Source organism: uncultured Thiohalocapsa sp. (assembly GCF_913062725.1).
Classification (GTDB): Bacteria; Pseudomonadota; Gammaproteobacteria; order Chromatiales; family Chromatiaceae; genus Thiohalocapsa.
In genome coordinates, this window is record NZ_CAJXWY010000038.1 from 24475 (window position 1) to 42595 (window position 18121).

An 18121-nucleotide genomic window follows, 5' to 3' on the forward strand; every position below is an offset into this window, starting at 1 on the left:
GGCTGGCGGCGGTGTTCAGAGGGTTGCCGCCGCCGCTGCGTCCCAGCAGCGGCGATGGAAGTCGCGCGATGCATCGGCGTCGATGCTCACTTCCAGCAGCGGCCGGCACGCCGGCGCCATCGCCTCGCCGGTGCCGGCGGCGTCCAGCGCCGCCTCGAACTGCTCGGCGCCGGTGATGCGGCGATGGACGAGGCCGAAGGTCGCCGCCAGGCGCGCGAAATCCGGCGCCACCGGCGTGCGCCAGAGCCGGGCGAGCTCCGGCAGCCCGCGCTGGGGCAGATAATCGAAGATGCGTCCGCCGCCGTTGTTGATGACCACCACCGGCCGGCGCAGGTGCGCCGTCAGCAGCCAGCCGCTGAGATCGTGCACGGCGGAGAGGTCGCCGAGCAGCGCCCAGCAGGGCGAGCACGCATCCCCGATTGCCGCGTGATTGAGCCCGGCGAGGGTGGACAGTTGACCGTCGATACCGCTGGCCCCGCGGTTGCCGTGCAGCCGCAGCGGCGCCGTGCGGGTGCCGGACCAGGTATCCAACTGGCGGATGGGCAGTGAGTTGGCGCCGAGCAGGGCCTCGCCGGCGGGGATACGCCGCATCAGGGCGCGCACCAGGTGGGCCTCGCACCACGGTGAGGCATCGAGCTGCGCTTGCATGAGCCCGCCGATACAGGCGTCCGCCCGCCGCCAACGGGCGGCCCAGTCGGGATCAGGCGCTGTGCCCGGCGTGAGCGCCGCACACACGGCGGCGGGCTCGGCGACCAGGCGCCGCAGCACGCAATGCTCCGGGTCCCGCCATCCCCCGGCGGGGTCCACCAGCAGGGCCGGCAGACCGGCGAGCCACTGGCCGAGCACCTTCGACACCGGTGCGCCGCCGATGCGCAAGACCCAGTCCGGGCGCAGCGCACGGGCGGCGTCGGTGTTGCGCAGCAGGGTGTCGTAATGGCTGATGACGGTGTCGGCGGCGGCGCCGAAGCGCAGCCCGGACAGCGGGTCTGCCAGCACCGGCAGCGCGAGCCGTCGCGCCGCATCCCGCAGCGCGGCGGCGAAGTCGGCCCGGAACAGCCCGGGACCCACCACCACCAAGCCGCGCCCGGGCGGCGCGGTCAGCGGCGCCAGGCTGGCGTTGAGTGCCGCTGGATCGGGCCAGCCCTGCGGCGCCGCGGACGTCGTCACCGCCGCGGGCAGGTGGTCTGCGCAATCGGCCGTCGGCACCAGCGGCTCATCGAAGGGCAGATTGATCTGCACCGGTCCCGGTCGTGGGCCCGCGGCGACGGCGGTGGCGCGGCGCCCGAGGGCGGCGATGGCGGCCAGCGCGGCGACGCCGGCCCGCGGCGGGCCCGGATCATGGGCCTCGCGGGTAAAGGTGCCGAAGAGCCGGGTCTGATCGATGGTCTGATTGGCGCCGAAGCCGCGCAGCGTCGGCGGGCGGTCGGCGCTGAGCAGCACCAGCGGCACGCCCGACTCGCTGGCCTCGACCACGGCGGGATACCAGTGCGCCGGGGCCGAGCCGGAGGTGGCGAGCAGGGCCACCGGCCGCTGGGCGACACGCGCCGCCCCCAGCGCGAAAAAAGCCGCGCTACGCTCGTCGAGGATGGGGATGAGCTCGAAATCCGGTGCGCGCTGGCCGGCGATGACGACGGGCGTGGAGCGCGAGCCCGGCGAAAGCACCAGGGTGCGCACGCCGCCGGCGCCGAGGCCCGCCAGCAGCGCCGACGCCCAACGCAGGTTGAGACAGGCCGTGTCAGGCGCGGGCATGGCGGCAGACGGCGGGTTGGCGGGCGAACATGGTGGGCGGTTGCGGCGGCCTCAGGCGTAGCGCAGCGCCGAGAGCATGGCGGCGAGCTTGGCCTCGGTCTCGCGCCACTCGGCGGCGGGGTCCGAGCCGGCGACGATGCCGGCGCCGGCGAAGAGCTCCGCCTCGGCGCCGCTGACTTCGGCGCAGCGCAGCAGCACCCACAGCTCGCCGTCGCCCGTCGGGCGCAGGATGCCCGCGGCCCCGGTATACCAGCCGCGCAGGAAGGGCTCCGCCCTGCGCAGCCAGGCCCGGGCTGCCGCCCGCGGCTGGCCGTTGGTGGCGGGTGTGGGATGCAGCCGTGCGGCGAGCTCGAACAGGCTGCATCCCGGCCGCGACCGTGCCTCGATAGGGCTCCACAGATGCTGTGCATTGCTGAGCGCCAGCACCCGCGGCGTCGCCGGCACCCGGAAGTCGTCGCAGCAGTCGGCCAGTGCGGCGCGCACGGCGTCGATGACGAAGCGATGCTCGCGACGATTCTTGTCGCAGCCGAGCAGGCCGGCGCGCAGGCGGGCGTCCTCGGCCAGGGACTCGCCGCGGCTGGCGGTGCCGGCGATGGCGTCCACCTGCAACTGATCGCCGCTGAGGCCGAGCAGCCGCTCCGGCGTTGCGGCGACGAAGCTCCGGCCCCGCCGGCGCAGGCTCACCGTCTGACAGGACGGGAAGAGGCAGCCGAGGGCATTCAGCAGCCGTGCCATATCGAACTCGCGCGGGCCCCGGACCATGAGCCGGCGCGAGAGCACCGCCTTGGCCATGGGACCGGTGGCGATCTGCGCCAGCGTGTCACGCACCAGGGAGTTCCAGCCCGCGGCGTCCGGTTCTTCACGAGTACGCCGCAGCCGCGCGGTGGGGCGCGGCCCCGGGGAGGGCTCGTAGAGGGCGGGAATCAGCACCCGCAGCAGGCGTCGCCAGCGTGCCAGCACCCGCGCCGGCGCTGCCGGGAGGGGCGTGGAGAACACCAGTGCCGCCGCGTGGTCGTGACAGATCAGGCCGATCTCGGGAACCCAGAGCAGGGCGTTGGGCAGCGCATCGGCTGCCCCGGCGGTGGGTGCCGCCGCGGCGGGCGGCGCCGGCGTATCGGTGGCGGCGAAGCCGAGCATCGCGAAGGCATCGAAGCCTGTGGCATCCGCATCCGCCCGTCGCCAGTCTGCGTTGGGCAGTGCCGAGGACAGGGTGCTGAGGCGCCCGGACCCCGCCGTCTGCCAGGCCGCCGCCTCGCCGTAGCCGGCGTAGAGCTCGCCACGCTGGGCATGGCGGAACTGGAACTGACACCCCGCCAGCTGCGGTGCCGTCGCCGGCGCGCGGGGCAGCGCCAGCAACACCGATTGCAGGCCGTCGCCGTGGCTCAGCGCCAGTCCCGCCAGCACCTCGGCCAGGCGCGCCTCCAGGTGCTGCTGAATGGCGCGGGGGGCGAGCATGTCCATGGCGGGCGACGGGACGGACATCTTGGGTGACAACGACGCTGGCGACGACGGCGGGTTGGCTCGACGCGCTTGTCTGCGCGCTTTGGCGGCGGACGGACGGCGCGACCTGACGCGGCATTTGATGCGGCGCCCATGGTTGGCGATGGCGGCGATCATAGCCCTTGTGTGCTGTCGGAATCATCCGATGGGTGCGCCGCCGCGGGCTCCGGGCGGCGCTGTGGATCTGTCCTGGGGCGCCGCCGTTGTGCGCAATGTGCGGCATACGCAGCGAGCCGGCGGCGGCCGTGGCGTCAGCGCCCTTACGCTGCGGTGCCAGACCCGGCGCTGCGCCAAAACTCGTTCAGTGCGGCGATGGTGCGGGTCGGGCGCTCCCATTGCGGGACCCCGAGGGTGGGCTCCACCTTGGTGGCACGCCAGTTGGCGTGCGACTCCAGCAGCTCGGGGAGCCGGTCGAACGTGACATTGGCGTCCTTGTCGTAGACCACCAGCACCGGCAGCGCCAGCTTGGCGTACAGCGTGTCCACGGCATTGCGGGTGAAGAGCTGCCCGGAGAGGAATCGATAGGGCGCGTGCATGGCGCCCGGCTGATGTGAGGTCGCATAGGCATAGTCGATGAGCTCGTCCGGCGGCTCGCCGACAAAGCTCTGGCGCAGGAAGAAACGAATCCCGCCGCGCCTGGTGAGCAGGCTGTAGAGTCCCGGACCGAGACCCGGCAGGGTGAATACGCGATGCAGCGCCTTGCCGACATCGCCCGAGGGCAGGCGCCGGTTGCTGAAGCCGGTGGGGGAGAGCAGTGCGAGGGTCGCGAAGCGATCAGGCGCCGCCAGGCAGGCGCGGGCGGCGAGCTCGGCGCTGAGGGAGAAGGCGACGACGTCCGCCGGCGCCTTCACCACATCGGTGAGAAAGGCGGTGATGGCCTCGGCATAGAGCGCCGGCGAGTAGGGGCGGTCGCTGCGGTCGGAGAAGCCGAAGCCCGGCAGGTCCGGTGCGAAGACCCGCCGTTCGGCCCGGTAGTGCTCGAACAGGGGCTTCATCTCGAACACGCTGGGGGCGGCGTTGATGCTGTGCAGCAGCACCAGCGGGCGCGTGCCCTCGGGGCCGTCGGCGTACCAGCTGATCTCTTTCAGCGCGGGCGTGGCGTAGACCTCGCGCGGGGCGTCCACCGCCGGTGGCAGCGACACCTGCTCGCTGTGGTGTCGCCCGGCGCCGGGGGCTGAGCGCGCGGGCGTGGGATCTGTGCCACTCGGGATCGCGGGTGCTTGCATGGACATCGGGCGCTCCTGTTGCCGGCGATGGACTCGCCTCGTTGCGGTTGCCGGATTGCGAGTTGTTGGGTTGCAAATTGCCGGATTGCGAGTTGTTGGGTTGCAAATTGCCGGGTTGCAAGTGCTGGGTTGCAAGTGCTGGGTTGCAACTGTTGGGGGGCCGCGGCGGCGCTGGTGGGCGCTCAGCGCTCGACCGGGAGCATGACTTCGTTGCGGCGCAGGACGCCGGGCACGAATGCCGCATTGTAGCGCGCAAAGATGGGCTCACCGATGGGCGCAAGGCCCGCCTGCACGACGGCGTCCATGAGCCCCTCGGCATCCTGCCTCCAGCGCGCCGGGTCCCAGTCGCCGCCGGAGCGGCGCACCGCCAGCAGGCGCTGCGGCAACTCGCGGACGGTTACCGCCGGATGGGTCGGTTGGGGCAGCATCGACAGTGGATATTCCTGGGCCATCACAAACTGCACGAGCCAGGCATGCTCGCCGGTGCGCTGTGCCAGCGCCGGCGCCAGGATGGGCATCTTGCGGGCGCCGCCGTTCTCGCCGCGGATGTAGCCCAGCAGATGCGGATAGGCGCGCTCATCGACCACGGCGAAGTCCCCTTCCACCCGGGTTTCGGCCACCCGCAGCGGCCCATAAGCGCGCAGCTCGAAGCCGTCCCCGCGCTCCACGACCTGATAGTCCGGGCCATTCGGCCGTACCAGCGCCAGCACGATCAGCGCCAACGGCAGCAGCATGCCGATGAGGATCCAATACTTGAGCTTGAACAGCGGCATGACGTGGCCTGGGATTAGCGCTTGGGCTGCGGATGGCTCATCATTGAAACATCGGCGACGCTGGCGGGCTTTGTCGGAAGTCAAGCCAGCACCGGCCGCCGTCTTGGGGCCGAGCCGGGCTCGACGGGTCTTCGCCCCGGCGGCCATGCCCGGGCTGCCATGTCGGCCCGGTCGCGGCGGGCGCCATGGCCCCCGGAGCAATGCTTGTGCGCCTGCGCCGAGCGCTGTGCTCCTGGACGCGCCGGGCAGAAGCGGGCTTGGGCCGCTATCATGCAGAGAGCGTCGCAAGTCGGCGTCGGGCAGCCCGCCGCCGTCACAGGAACGCCGAGCCGCCGTCTGACGCCCTGCATCTGCGCACCGTGGCCGCCGAGCGCCGATACCGCCGCCGCCCGCCCGGGGGCGTTTACGCGGCCGGCGCCAGCCATTGATGCGCAGCCGCTGCGGCGCCATCCGAGCCCGCCGACAACACAACCACGAGTCCTCATGCCCGAAGCCCCCCCCGAGTTCAGACCCGGCCAGCGTTGGCTGTCCGAGACCCAGGCCGAGCTTGGCCTGGGCATCGTCGAGGCCAGTGACGAGCGCACCGTCACCATGCGCTTCCCCGCCACCGGCGAGCAGCGCATCTACGCCCGCCGCACTGCGCCCCTGTGGCGGGCGGTGTTCGGCGTCGGCGATTTGATCCGCGACATCGATGGGCTCGAGGTCACCATCGTCGCCGTGGACGAGCAGTCCAACCTGTTGGTCTACAGCGGGGAGGATGTGGATGGCACTGTGCACAAGGTGCCGGAGCAGCTGTTGGCGGCGGATCTGCATTTGAACCGTCCGCAGCAGAAGCTCCTCGCGGGACGCTTGGACCGCGACACCTGGTTTCGGTTGCGCCAACGCACCTGGCGCCACCGCGGTGGCTGGCCGGCGGAGCCGGTGCGTGGCCTGGTGGGGGCGCGCATCGCGCCCATCCCGCACCAGCTCTATATCGCCGCCGAGGTGGCGGAGCGCTTTGCCCCGCGGGTCCTGCTGGCGGATGAGGTGGGCCTTGGCAAGACCATCGAGGCCGGACTCGTCCTGCATCGGATGTTGCTCGACGGTCGTGCCAGGCGCGTGCTGGTGCTGGTGCCGGAACCGCTGCTGCACCAATGGCTGGTGGAGCTGCTGCGGCGGTTCAATCTGCACTTTGCGCTGTTCGACCGTGAGCGTCTGGAGGCCCGCGGTGACGCCAATGCCTTCGAAAGCGAGCAGCGCGTGCTCTGCTCTCTGGATCTGCTCACGGCGACGCCGGCACATGCCGCCGCGGTGCTCGGCGCCGACTGGGACCTGCTCATCGTCGATGAGGCCCATCACCTGGCCTGGACGCCCGAGGACAGCGGGCTCGACTACGACATCGTCGAGGCCCTGGCGGACCAGACGCCGGCGGTGCTGCTGCTGACGGCGACGCCCGAGCAGCTCGGGCGCATGGGCCATTTTGGCCGCCTGCGATTGCTCGACCCCGAGCGCTTCTCGGATTACCAGGCCTTTCTCGCCGAGGAAGACGACTACGCCGCCATCGCCGCCATCGCCGCCCGGCTGCTCGCCGGCGCAGCCCTGGATGTCGAGCAGCAGGCGCGGCTGACAGCACTGCTCGGTGATACCAACGAGCTGGAGACGGAAACCGTCGTCGAGCGCCTGCTGGACCGCCACGGCACCTCGCGGCTGCTGTTTCGCAACACCCGTGCGGCGGTGCCGGGGTTTCCGGGACGGCGCCCGCATGCCAGCCCGCTGACCCCGGCGGTGGGTGATGGCGGCCCGCGGGGCGAGCATGACCAGGCAGAGCCGATCCACCCCGAAGTCGGTGCCGGTCCCGCCTGGCCGGCGCAAGACCCACGCGTGCCCTGGCTGCTGGACCTGCTGCAGGGCGTGCACCCCGCCAAGGTACTGCTCATCGCCGCCCGGGCGCAGACGGTGCTGGCCCTGCGCGCGCACCTGCACGAGCGCCACGGCGTGCATGCCGCGGTTTTTCACGAGGGCATGGAGATCGTCGAGCGCGATCGCGCGGCGGCCTACTTCGCCGATCCCGAGGAGGGCACACGGCTGCTGCTGTGCTCGGAGATCGGCAGCGAAGGGCGCAACTTCCAGTTTGCGCATCACTTGGTGCTCTTCGATCTGCCGCTGGACCCGGAGCTGCTGGAGCAGCGCATCGGTCGACTCGATCGGATCGGCCAGAGCAGCGCCGTGGAGATCCACGTGCCCTATCTCGCCGGCACTGGCATGGAGACCCTGTACCGCTGGTACGCCGAGGGGCTGGATGCCTTTGCACAGCACTGCCCCGCCGCCTCGGCGGTGTACGAGCGCCTGGGTGGGCGCCTGCGGGAGGCCCTGGCCGCAAACAAGGACCCGGCGGGCGCGGACGTCAACGCCCTGGTGCAGGAGGCGGCGTCGCTGCGCGAGGCGCTCAACGCCTCCCTCGCCGCCGGCCGCGACCGGCTGCTGGAGCTCGGTTCCCATCGGCCCGAGGTCTCCGCGGAACTGGTGCAGCGCCTGGAGGACGTGGATCGCGACCCCGCCCTGTTCGAGTATTTGAACGCCTTCTGGGATGCCTTCGGCGTCGACCAGGAGCCCGGTGCCGGTGGCGCCCTGGTGCTGCACCCGGGCCGGCACATGCTCCAGGAGCATTTCCCGGGATTGCCGGAGGACGGTCTCACCGTCACGTTCGACCGCAACCATGCGCTGGCACATGAGGATCGCGCCTTCATGACCTGGGAGCACCCGCTGACGCTGGCGGCCATGGACCAGCTCACGGGCTCGGATCTCGGCAGCGCGGCGGTGATCCTGACCCGCACGCCGGGCTTTAGCGCCGGCACGCTGTTGCTCGAGATGCTCTATGTGGCCGAGTGCCCGGCGCCGCCGACGCTACAGGTGCAGCGCTTTCTGCCGCGGCTGGGACTGCGGCTGCTGCTGGACGAGCGCGGCCGCGACCATGCCGCGGCCATCGCCACCGAGACCCTGAGCGGTAAGTGCCTCACGGGTAATCGTAAGCTCGCCTCGGCGCTGCTCGCCGCCAAGACGCAATCGCTGGAGCGCATGCTCGCGGCCGGCGAAGCGCGCGCCGAGACCGCCGTCGACGCGATGCGCCAGGCGGCGGTGGCGCGCATGCAGCGGCTGCTGGACGCGGAGATCGAGCGCCTGACGGCGCTCGCCAAGGTCAACGCCAGCATCCGGGACGAGGAGATCGGACAACTGCAGCTGCGCCGGGAGCGGCTCGCGCAAGTGCTCTCCCGGGCCCATCTGCGACTGGATGCGCTGCGGCTCGTGGCCCACGGATGATGCGCCAGCAGCGCCGCGGGCGTGCACACAGGACGCAGGCGCGGGCGCCGTCGCGCGCTGATCGCATCGGGCGGCGGTGAATCCTGACATGGACCCGGTTCAGCCGCGCCATTGCGGAACAGGGGCCGGTGCACACCTGTCGAAACGCACATGTCCCAGCCCCCGCGGAGTCCACGCATGCCAGGCTTCGATCCCAACCGCCGCCGGCTGCTGCACGCGGCCGGCGGCCTGCTCGCCGGGCGTGTCATGCCCGGTGTCGTGGCCGCCGCGCCGGCCGTTGCCGGTGCGTCGGCTCGCGGGCCGCTGACCAAGCCCATTCCGTCCTCCGGCGAGCCGCTGCCCGCCATCGGCATGGGTACCTGGATCACCTTCAACGTCGGCGATGATGCGGCGGCGCTCGCCGCCCGCCGGGATGTGCTCGCCGCCTTCTTCGGCGCCGGCGGCGGCATGATCGACGCCTCCCCCATGTATGGCTCCGCCGAGGCGGTGCTCGGCGCGACCCTGCCGGCGGATGCGACGCAGCGGGGGCTGTTCGCGGCCACCAAGGTGTGGACCGGCGACGGTGATGCCGGGCCCGCCGACATCGCGCAATCCCGGCGGCTGTGGCAACTGCCGCGCTTCGATTTACTGCAGGTGCACAATCTGCTGGCCTGGGAGGCGCATCTGGAAACCCTCAAGGCCATGCGCGCCGCGGGCCAGGTGCGCTATATCGGCGTGACCACCTCCCACGGCCGCCGTCATCGGTTGCTCGAGCGGGTGATGGCGCACGAGCCCATCGACTTTGTCCAGCTCACTTACAACATCGCCGACCGCGCGGCGGAGACGCGCCTGCTGCCGCTGGCACGCGAGCGCGGTATCGCCGTCATCGCCAACCGACCCTATCGCCGTGGTGCGCTGCCGGAGCGCGCCGCCGGCAAGCCGCTGCCGGGCTGGGCCAAGGAGATCGGTTGCGAGACCTGGCCGCAGGCACTGCTGACCTTCATCGTCTCCCACCCCGCGGTCACCTGCGCCATTCCGGCCACCAGCCGCGCCGATCACATGCTTGAGAACATGGCCGCCGCCCGTGGACCGCTGCCGGACGCGGCTTTACGCCGGCGCATGGCGGCGGACTTCGCAAAGCTCTGAAGGCCTTGCGGCACTGCTAAAGCCCATCGGCTTCTCCCTGCCCGAAGGCCCTCTTGACCGGCGAGCGACGACCATCCATGGACTGGCTCAGCTATGCTCCCGCCGATCTGGTGCCCTTCTCCCGGGAGACCTGGCTGGCGTTGCTCGCCGCCTACAATCGCCAGCATCTGCCGGCGCTGCCCGCCGGCATAGGCGTCGCCCTGGCGGTGCTGTGGCTCACCCGGGTCGGGGGGTCGCGGCGGCTGCGCCTGGCATTGGTGCTGCTTGGCGGGTGTTGGCTGTGGATCGCCTGGGCCTTTCTGTACCAGGCATTGGGTACGCTGTTGTGGGCGGCCCCCTGGCTGGCCTGGGGCTTTGCGGCGCAGGGCCTGTTGCTGGTGCTCGCCGCCGCCCTGCTGCCGCTGTCCGCCCCGGTCGCCGTGGCGTCGTGGCGGATGCCCGGCTGGTGGCTGCTCGTCGCGGCGGTGGTGGTGTGGCCCGCGCTGGCCTGGGCCGCGGGACGCGATTGGCTCGCCGTCGGCTGGTTCGGCAGTGCGCCTGATGCCACCGCCGTGGGAACACTCGGCGTGCTCGCGCATATGCCGGGGCGCAGCGCCTGGCTCCTGCTGGCGTTGCCGGTGCTGTGGTGTGCCCTGGCCGCGGTGCTGCTGCAGGTGTTGCAGAGCCCGCTGTGGTGCCTGCCGCTGCTGGCCGCGGCGGTTGCGCTCTGGACGCGATGGCGTCACGGGTGCGCAGCCACCGCCGTCGCCGCGGGGGCTCGATCCCGGCGCATTGGTGGTTGAGTGCGTGCCGCTCGCGGGCCGTGGTGGCGGTCTGGTGCGGTGTGCACGCACTCACCGACGATAAAAATTTGTCGCCGCCGGGCCGCTGCGTTAAGTTTCAGCCAATAATCGGCGGCGCCTTCACCCGGGCGCAGCCATACAACGATCACCACTGCTAGGGGAGAGATCATGAGGGGGAATGCAGGCGATCGCGCGGTCCCGCATGCGGGCGCTTGGCAGGCGGCGCATACGCGCTCGCTGGCCGAGCCGGAAGGCTTCTGGGGCGAGGCGGCGGCGGCGGTGGACTGGCATCGGCCCTGGGCGCGCGTGCTCGATGACAGCCATCCGCCGTTCTATCGTTGGTTCGCCGGGGCGGAGCTGAACACCTGCTACAACGCCGTGGACAGGCATGTGGCTGCGGGCCGGGGCGAACAACCGGCGATCATCCACGACAGCCCCGTGACGGGCACGCTGACCACCATCACCTATGCCGACTTGCAGCGGCGGACGGCGCGCTTTGCGGGGATGCTGCTGGAGCTCGGCGTCGAGCGGGGCGACCGGGTCGTCGTTTACATGCCGATGGTCCCGGAGGCGGCCATTGCCATGCTGGCCTGCGCCCGCATCGGCGCCGTGCACTCGGTGGTCTTCGGCGGCTTCTCGGCACGGGAGCTCGCCACGCGCATCGACGATGCGAAGCCCAAGGTCGTCGTCGCCGCCTCCTGCGGCATCGAGCCGAACCGCATCGTGCCCTATAAGCCGCTGCTGGACGACGCCATCGCCCAGGCCCGGCACAAGCCCGAGCGTTGCGTCATCTTCCAGCGCGAGCAGCAGCCCGCGGCGCTCAGCCCCGGTCGCGATCTGGACTGGGCGGAGCACATGGCCACCGCCACGCCCGCCGAGTGCGTGCCCGTGGCGGCCACCGATCCGCTCTACATCCTCTACACGTCCGGCACCACCGGCCAGCCCAAGGGCGTGGTGCGCGACAACGGCGGCCATGCGGTGGCCTTGACCTGGTCCATGCGCCACGTCTATGACGTCGAGCCGGGAGAGGTGTTCTGGTCGGCATCGGACGTGGGTTGGGTCGTCGGCCACTCCTACATCGTCTACGCACCGCTGCTGTATGGCTGCACGACCGTGTTCTACGAGGGCAAGCCCGTGGGCACGCCCGACGCCGGGGCCTTTTGGCGGGTCATTGAGCAGCACAAGGTGTCGGTGCTGTTCACCGCCCCCACGGCCCTGCGCGCCATCAAGCGCGACGACCCGGCGGCCAAGCACCTGGCCCGCTACGACACGTCGAGCTTGCGGGCGCTGTTCCTCGCCGGCGAGCGCTGCGATCCCAACACCCTGGACTGGGCCGGCGAGATCCTGGATGTGCCGGTGGTGGACCACTGGTGGCAGACCGAGACCGGCTGGGCCATCGCCGCCAATTGCCTGGGCCTCGAGCAGCTGCCCATCAAGTCCGGCTCGCCCACCAAGCCCGTGCCCGGCTATGACGTGCAGGTGCTGGGGGACGACGGCCTGCCCGTGGCCGCCGGCGGCATCGGCCGCATCATGATCAAGCTGCCGCTGCCGCCGGGCTGCCTGCCGACGTTGTGGGGCGACGACGCGCGCTTTCAGGCTTCATATCTGTCCGCCGAGCCCGGCTACTATCTGAGCGGGGATGCGGGCTATCTGGACGAGGATGGCTATCTCTTCGTCATGAGTCGCATCGACGACATCATCAATGTCGCCGGCCATCGGCTCTCCACCGGGGGTATGGAAGCGGTGCTGGCGGGCCATCCGGACGTCGCCGAATGCGCCGTCATCGGCGTGGCCGATACGCTCAAGGGTGAGCTGCCCCTGGGGCTGGTGGTGCTGAAGAGTGGCGTCGACCGCGACGGGGCCGACATCAGCCGCGAGCTGGTGGCCAAAGTCCGCGAGGAGATCGGCCCCGTCGCCGCCTTCAAGCGTGTGCTGGTGGTGCCGCGGCTGCCCAAGACCCGCTCCGGCAAGATCCTCCGGGGCACCATGAAGCACATCGCCGACGGCACCGAGTATCGCCCGCCCGCCACCATCGACGACCCACTGATCCTGGAGGAGATCCAGGGAGCCCTGGCGGCGGCGGGGTTCGGCGGCAGCGATTGATGGCGGTCATTTGAGCGGCATGAACTGCACCGGCTGCTGCTTGATGTAGTCTTCTTCGAAGTCGAGCTCGATGGCAAAGCCCTCGTCTTCACGGCGGATCTTGACTTGTTTCAGCGCCGGCAGCCGCACGGCCAGGTAGGTGGTGAAGGCGGCGGCTTGGCTCTCGTTGTCTGAGACGATGGCATGGGCGAGGTTGGCGGCGATGAACTGGGCCTTTTGGGCCGCAGTCGGGGCTGGCACGTGTGTGCCGTCGAGGGCGATGCCCTCTATATCCATGCGCTTGTCCATCTTCTCCAGATAGGCGCCTTGATAGGCCGGCAGTTGCTTACCGCGGTCGAACTCAATCTGGGCGATTTCATCCAGCAGTACGGCCATCGCTCTCGACATGTCTTCAGCTTCCGTCTCTTGTCTGTGGCGCCGGGCGCCGCCGGCGGGCCGGCATGCGATCGGAGCCGCCCACCGCATCAGTGGGTGTGGGCCTCAATCGCCAAACACAATGGGCAAATCGGCTGCCTGCGGTTGCAGGAGCCCGGCCCCGGAGCCGCTGGACCCGCGCCGATCAACAATCGGCAACCGTTGGTGCCAACCGGGTCGGCGTGGCCCGCTGCCGGCACGGCGGGGGCGTGGGGGCGGGTCTGCATCGGTGCCCGCAGACGATGGTCCCGCCTGCCCGGCGAGGGTTGACGCGCACGCGATACCCAACCGCCGACTGGCGCGTGCGCGGCAGCGGTGACGGGGACGCCGCCGCCGGTGCAGGCGGTCCGGTGCAGGCGCGTTTGGATTGACAATTTCGCACGGATAGGCCATGCTGATCGGCTTAGTCATGAATTCCATGCCATCGTATTGACTGCGCCCGCAGGCGCTCGCCGGGCGCTGCCGTTATCATTCTGAGCCCAGGAAGCATCAATGGCCAACACTGCACAAGCCCGCAAGCGGGCACGTCAGGCGGAGACGCACCGCCAGCGCAATGCCGCACAGCGCAGCACCCTGCGCACGGCGATGAAAAAGGTTCTCAGGGCAATTCGTGCCGGCGACAAGTCCGCCGCCGCAGAGGCTTACAAGGCCGCCGTGCCCGTGATCGACCGCGCCGCCGGCAAGGGCCTGATCCATGCCAACAAGGCCGCGCGCCACAAGAGCCGGCTCAACGCGCACCTCAGGGCCCTCGCCTAAGTCCTCCCCGGAATCCTCCCCGGAATCTTTCCCTAACGCGGCGCGCTGGCAGTGTGTGCTGACGGGGCACCTCCTGCGTCGCCCGAGGCGGAGCCGCCGGGGCCTAACGCGACCCCAATGCAATTCGAGGCATCCTCAACGCCGCCTGCAGGGCAGGCGCTGAAGATCTTGTCGTGACCGTCTCGTCGCAGCGGGTGCCGGCCCACCGCGAGCGTCCCATGGCCCGCCATCGTCCGGCGCACCTGGTCATTGCGGCAACCGCCCACGGCTACGGCCATGTGACACAAGTGGCGGCCGTCGCCCACGGTCTGCGCCGTCGTGACCCGCACTTGCGCATCACACTCGCCGCCAGCGTGGACCCCGGCTTCGCGCGCGAGCGCATGCCGCCGGGCACCACATGGCTGGACCGCGCCCTCGACGTGGCGCTGCCCATGGACGGGCCGCTCAAGGTCGAATGGGAGGCGGGACTCACGACCTATGCCGCATTCGACGCCGATCATGCGGCGCACCTCGCCGCCCAGCGCGCCTGGCTCGCCGGCTTGGCGCCGGATTTGGTGCTCGCCGACATCCCGTGGCTGCCGTTGGCCGCAGCCCGGGCGCTCGGCATACCCGCCGTCGCACTCTGCTCCCTGAGCTGGCTCGATATTCTGGCGGAGAGTCCGGTGGGCGCGAAGCTGCCGGCGTCTTTGGTGCGGCACATGCGCGATGCCTATGGCGGTGCCGAGCTGTTCCTGCGCCCCGCGCCCTCCATGCCCATGTCGTGGCTGCCGAACGGCCGGGACGTTGGCCCCATCGCCGATGTGCGCCCGCGGGATCCGGCCGCATTGCGCCAGCGTCTCGGCGTTGCTGCAGACACCCGGCTGGTGCTGGTGCAGTTCGGGGGCGCCGGCTCCGTCATGCCGTCCGCGGATCTGTCCCTGCCGCCGAAGACGCTGCTGTTGACGCCGGTGCCACAGCTCGCCGAGCGCCTGGGTGCGGTGCTGATCGGCCCCACCGCGGGCCCGGGCGGTTTGGCGGTGGCGGATGTGCTCGCCTGCTCTGACGCCGTCATCACCAAGCCCGGCTACGGGACTTTCGCCGAGGCGGCCTGCCATGGCGTGCCGGTGCTCTCGGTGCCGCGTGGCGATTGGCCGGAGGAGCCCCACTTGGATGTCTGGCTGGCGCGTCAGGTGCCGTATCGAAGCGTGCCGCCGGCGACACTCGCCGCGGGGCACATCGCCGAGCCGCTGAGCGAGCTGTTCGCCGCCGGCCCGGTGGCGCCGGTGCCCGCCACGGGTATCGCCGAGACGGTGGAACTGCTCTGGCCCTGGCTGGCGCGCGGCGCCTGAGGCCGCCCCGGGCGGCGAAGCGCAGGGGCACCCCACGGCGCTGTTGCGCAGTGCCGCCACAAGGCCGGGGCCTCGGCTGCCGGCACGGCACACACCGACCCGCGTGCGGGCGCCGAGACCGAGCGCGTCGGCGCGGCGCGCAACCGCCGCCAGTGGCTGCAGACACACGATGATCCGAGCCGACCGATGACCGACGATCTCCACATCACGCGCCTCTCGGGCTCAGCGCTCGAGGGCGTGATCGCGGACCTCGCGCAGCTGCGCATCCGCGTCTTTCGCGACTATCCCTACCTCTACGACGGCGACGCCGACTACGAGGCCAAGTACCTCGCCACCTACGCCCGCGCCCGCGGCGGCGTCGTGGTGCTGGTGCGCGACGGCGGACGCATCGTCGGCGCCTCCACCGCCCTGCCGTTGACGGAGGAGACCGATGAAGTCCGGGCGCCCTTCATCACCGCCGGTTACGATCCGGCGCGGGTGTTCTATCTCGGCGAGTCCGTGCTCCTGCCGGAGTACCGCGGCCGCGGCATCGGCGTGCGCTTCTTCGATGAGCGCGAGGCGCATGCGCGTGGGCTCGCTGCAGACCCGGCGAGCGGGTTCGGCCCCTTCGACTGGCTCACGTTCTGCGCCGTGGAGCGCGCGGCGGATCACCCGCGCCGACCGCCCGGCTACCAGCCGCTGGATCGCTTTTGGGCGCACCGCGGCTACACCCGGCAACCGGCGCTGCGCACCGAATTCAGCTGGCGGGAGCTCGGTGAGACCGAGGAATCGCCGAAGCCGATGGTGTTTTGGCTGAAGGCGGTTTGAGCGCCCGTTGGCGCCGGTGCCGGACCTTGGCGTGCGCGCCGGGTGTAGCATCGACGCGTTAGCATCGGCGCTTGTCAGCCGCCGCGGGCGAGCGCCGCCCGCGGTACCCAGCACCCATGAAAGCCAATGGGCACCGCATGCGGCAGCGCTACCTCGGCCTCGATGTCCAGGGTCGCGGCACGTAGCACCACCAGGTCCGTGCGGTGTTGGTCGGCGCGGATCACCAGCGACAGCAGCCAGCCTTCATCATCGCCGTCGCCGGGCACCAGCATGGGCTCACCGGTGAGGTCCAGGCCGAAGTCCCGGGTGGTGAGCCGGCCCGTGTCGGTGTCCAGACGCTGGATGGCCGTGAGATAGGGCGCCCGGCGCCCGGGCGGCGCGCCAACGCCGTAGAGGATGCGCTGGGGCGTGCCGAGGGGGGCCGGGGCACTGATGGGCAGCTCAAAGCCCTGGGCGTCCACATCGGCGCCCAGGCTCAGGCGTTCGCAGCGCTGCGCGGCCGGGTCCAGCACCAGGCGTTCCAGCCGTGGCATGGCGCCGTTCGGCGGGCTGCGGAACAGGTCCTCGAAGGCGTCGAAATCCGGGTAGAGCCCGTAGCGAATCACGTCCAGCACAACCCGGCCCGCGGCGTCATCGAAGGCCTGTGCGACGTGGAAGACGAAGCCGGGCGGTCCCGTGAGCACCAACGGCCGGCGGGCGCCCGGCTCCCGCGGCAGCAGCAGCGCCTGCATGGGCCGTTCGGTGGCGATCTTGAGCGATCCCACCGCGGTCTTCAGGCCGAACACCGTCTTCGGCACGTCGAAGTCCGCATGCGGCAGCAGGAAGCACAGCCATTCGCGGGTGACGGCGAAATCGTGCACGAAACTGAAGCGCCCCAGCGCGTGCTCGCGCGGCGGGTGCATGCGGCCCTGCGGGTCGATCCGGTAGAGCATGAGCCGGTTCGGCGAGCCGGAAACGAGACCGAAGTTGTAGAGATCGCCGCGCTCGTCATCCAGATGCGGATGGGCCGAGAAGGGCAGCAGCGGCGTCAGCCGGTGGGACAGGCCGCCGAAGGGATTCTTGAGCCGGCCGTCGAAGTCCTCGGGCCCGATGGTGGCGAGGGTGTGCGGGTCCAGCCGGTGCGGCGGTCCGCCCTCCCAGAGCGCCAGCAGGCGACCGCCGTGCCAGCGCACACTGGTGTTGGCGGCGTTCTTGAAGCGCATCTGGAAGCAGTTCCCCAGGATACCGCCCGGTAGGTTGGTGCCGAAGGCCCGATGCCGCATGCGCCCGGCGCGGGCTTCGTCCTGGTACTCACGGGTGCGCACGAAGCGGTTGCTGTAGCGCACGGCGCCGCGGTGGATATCCAGCTTGGTAACATGACCGTCGCCGTCGAAGGGATGGCGATAGCGCCGGCCGCCGCGCTCGAAGCGGCCCGGGCCGTTGCGCAGCAGCAAGCCATCCAGCGCCGCGGGCAGTGTGCCGTCCACGGGCAGCGTCAGGTCGGTGTGCTCGGCTGTCACCGTGGTGGTGGCCTGCGCCAGCACGCGCAGCATGTCGGCGGTGGTGAGGTCCTGGGGCATAGCGGTTTCCATCTGGCGGGCATGCGGGATGCACCGGAGTCGGTCGGACGATGGTCGCGTCTGCTCCTGTCTGCCTCAGTCCTTGTTCAGCAGATCCGCCAGGGCGCCGAAGGGGCGATGCGTCGTGCTGCCCGCATTCGACGTCGAGCCGCCGGCGGTGTGCCCGTCCGGGTCGCGGCCCGCCGCGATGGCGGCGATGCGCTCTTCGAACTTCTGGTGCTCGTTGTCATGGCAATACAGGCACAGCAGCTCCCAATTGCTGCCGTCGGGTGGGTTGTTGTCATGGTCCATGTCCTTGTGGTGGACCGTGAGCTCGCGCAGATTACTGCGCTCGAAGCCGCGCCCGCAGCGCCCGCATACCCAGGGGTAGAGCTTCAGCGCTTGTTCGCGATAGCCGGCGGCTCGCTCGTCGCTGGCGCGGCGGGCGGAGGCCACGATGCGATCCAGCTTGGCGGTGTCGATGGCGCGGCCGGTCTTGCCATGCCGGGGGGGATTGGCGTCACTCATGGAAGCAGTCGCGGGGTTAGGATTGGGGGTCTTGAACCTGAAGTCCGGCGTCTAGGAGCCTGTCCGACTTAGGCTCAGGATTCGGTCTCATCCGTGTGCTACTGCCAAAAAATATACGAATCGGTTTATTTGGGGCGAAAATTCGGGCTTTTTTCGCGAAAACGCGCGCTTTTCCCCCTCTTTCCTATCCTTTAA

The 18121-nt window shown here is 70.7% G+C and carries 14 protein-coding genes; 7 read left to right on the plus strand and 7 right to left on the minus strand.

Translation table 11 applies throughout. The features are described from left to right. Positions 1-15 precede the first annotated feature (15 nt). The 4 genes from menD to QZ588_RS11660 form a co-directional block, all read right to left on the minus strand. The gene (gene menD, locus QZ588_RS11645) at positions 16-1749 is read right to left on the minus strand and encodes a 2-succinyl-5-enolpyruvyl-6-hydroxy-3-cyclohexene-1-carboxylic-acid synthase (RefSeq protein WP_295542901.1); all 1734 of its coding nucleotides are present in this window, start codon (positions 1747-1749) and stop codon (positions 16-18) included. 51 nt (positions 1750-1800) lie between these two features. Continuing rightward, positions 1801-3231 (minus strand): isochorismate synthase MenF, encoded by a 1431-nt coding sequence (locus QZ588_RS11650; protein WP_295542903.1) that lies wholly within the window; start codon positions 3229-3231, stop codon positions 1801-1803. Positions 3232-3509: 278 nt separating this feature from the next. Beyond that, a complete protein-coding gene (locus QZ588_RS11655) occupies positions 3510-4481 on the minus strand; it encodes an alpha/beta hydrolase (protein WP_295542905.1) in 972 nt (323 codons plus the stop codon). A gap of 176 nt (positions 4482-4657) precedes the next feature. Beyond that, positions 4658-5248 (minus strand): heme-binding protein, encoded by a 591-nt coding sequence (locus tag QZ588_RS11660; protein WP_295542907.1) that lies wholly within the window; start codon positions 5246-5248, stop codon positions 4658-4660. 483 nt (positions 5249-5731) lie between these two features. On the opposite strand from QZ588_RS11660, the gene rapA reads away from it, so the two are divergent. From rapA to QZ588_RS11680, 4 genes are all read left to right on the plus strand, one after another. Further along, positions 5732-8545 (plus strand): RNA polymerase-associated protein RapA, encoded by a 2814-nt coding sequence (gene rapA, locus QZ588_RS11665; RefSeq protein WP_295542909.1) that lies wholly within the window; start codon positions 5732-5734, stop codon positions 8543-8545. A gap of 246 nt (positions 8546-8791) precedes the next feature. After that, complete coding sequence (locus QZ588_RS11670) at positions 8792-9670, plus strand: aldo/keto reductase (protein WP_295542927.1); 879 nt, start codon at positions 8792-8794, stop codon at positions 9668-9670. Between the two features lie 77 nt (positions 9671-9747). Beyond that, the gene (locus tag QZ588_RS11675) at positions 9748-10452 is read left to right on the plus strand and encodes a DUF6064 family protein (protein WP_295542911.1); all 705 of its coding nucleotides are present in this window, start codon (positions 9748-9750) and stop codon (positions 10450-10452) included. Between the two features lie 168 nt (positions 10453-10620). After that, positions 10621-12555: a propionyl-CoA synthetase gene (locus tag QZ588_RS11680; RefSeq protein ID WP_295542913.1), complete on the plus strand. Its 1935-nt coding sequence runs from the start codon at positions 10621-10623 to the stop codon at positions 12553-12555. Between the two features lie 6 nt (positions 12556-12561). Here QZ588_RS11680 and QZ588_RS11685 read toward each other — a convergent pair whose 3' ends face one another. After that, entirely contained in the window at positions 12562-12942 is a 381-nt protein-coding gene (locus QZ588_RS11685; RefSeq protein ID WP_295542915.1) for a hypothetical protein, read from the minus strand. A gap of 519 nt (positions 12943-13461) precedes the next feature. On the opposite strand from QZ588_RS11685, the gene rpsT reads away from it, so the two are divergent. The 3 genes from rpsT to QZ588_RS11700 all read left to right on the plus strand — a co-directional run bounded on the left by rpsT (position 13462) and on the right by QZ588_RS11700 (position 15860). Then, positions 13462-13725, plus strand: a complete 264-nt coding sequence (gene rpsT, locus QZ588_RS11690; RefSeq protein WP_295542917.1) for a 30S ribosomal protein S20 — start codon at positions 13462-13464, stop codon at positions 13723-13725. A gap of 173 nt (positions 13726-13898) precedes the next feature. Next, positions 13899-15053 carry a hypothetical protein gene (locus QZ588_RS11695; protein ID WP_295542919.1) on the plus strand — a complete coding sequence of 385 codons (1155 nt, stop codon included), beginning with the start codon at positions 13899-13901 and terminating at the stop codon, positions 15051-15053. A gap of 186 nt (positions 15054-15239) precedes the next feature. Next, positions 15240-15860 carry a GNAT family N-acetyltransferase gene (locus tag QZ588_RS11700; protein WP_295542922.1) on the plus strand — a complete coding sequence of 207 codons (621 nt, stop codon included), beginning with the start codon at positions 15240-15242 and terminating at the stop codon, positions 15858-15860. 74 nt (positions 15861-15934) lie between these two features. Here the strand turns inward: QZ588_RS11700 and QZ588_RS11705 are convergent, their stop codons facing one another. Next, complete coding sequence (locus tag QZ588_RS11705) at positions 15935-17419, minus strand: carotenoid oxygenase family protein (protein ID WP_295542924.1); 1485 nt, start codon at positions 17417-17419, stop codon at positions 15935-15937. A gap of 75 nt (positions 17420-17494) precedes the next feature. Further along, complete coding sequence (locus tag QZ588_RS11710; protein ID WP_295542925.1) at positions 17495-17926, minus strand: YajD family HNH nuclease; 432 nt, start codon at positions 17924-17926, stop codon at positions 17495-17497. Positions 17927-18121: the final 195 nt, after the last annotated feature.

Bases quoted from the DNA above. Each gene is read 5' to 3' on its own strand.
- menD (WP_295542901.1), bottom strand. From the start codon at position 1,749: ATGCCCGCGCCTGACACGGCCTGTCTCAACCTGCGTTGGGCGTCGGCG.
- QZ588_RS11650 (WP_295542903.1), bottom strand. From the start codon at position 3,231: ATGTCCGTCCCGTCGCCCGCCATGGACATGCTCGCCCCCCGCGCCATT.
- QZ588_RS11655 (WP_295542905.1), bottom strand. From the start codon at position 4,481: ATGTCCATGCAAGCACCCGCGATCCCGAGTGGCACAGATCCCACGCCC.
- QZ588_RS11660 (WP_295542907.1), bottom strand. From the start codon at position 5,248: ATGCCGCTGTTCAAGCTCAAGTATTGGATCCTCATCGGCATGCTGCTG.
- rapA (WP_295542909.1), top strand. From the start codon at position 5,732: ATGCCCGAAGCCCCCCCCGAGTTCAGACCCGGCCAGCGTTGGCTGTCC.
- QZ588_RS11670 (WP_295542927.1), top strand. From the start codon at position 8,792: ATGCCCGGTGTCGTGGCCGCCGCGCCGGCCGTTGCCGGTGCGTCGGCT.
- QZ588_RS11675 (WP_295542911.1), top strand. From the start codon at position 9,748: ATGGACTGGCTCAGCTATGCTCCCGCCGATCTGGTGCCCTTCTCCCGG.
- QZ588_RS11680 (WP_295542913.1), top strand. From the start codon at position 10,621: ATGAGGGGGAATGCAGGCGATCGCGCGGTCCCGCATGCGGGCGCTTGG.
- QZ588_RS11685 (WP_295542915.1), bottom strand. From the start codon at position 12,942: ATGTCGAGAGCGATGGCCGTACTGCTGGATGAAATCGCCCAGATTGAG.
- rpsT (WP_295542917.1), top strand. From the start codon at position 13,462: ATGGCCAACACTGCACAAGCCCGCAAGCGGGCACGTCAGGCGGAGACG.
- QZ588_RS11700 (WP_295542922.1), top strand. From the start codon at position 15,240: ATGACCGACGATCTCCACATCACGCGCCTCTCGGGCTCAGCGCTCGAG.
- QZ588_RS11705 (WP_295542924.1), bottom strand. From the start codon at position 17,419: ATGCCCCAGGACCTCACCACCGCCGACATGCTGCGCGTGCTGGCGCAG.
- QZ588_RS11710 (WP_295542925.1), bottom strand. From the start codon at position 17,926: ATGAGTGACGCCAATCCCCCCCGGCATGGCAAGACCGGCCGCGCCATC.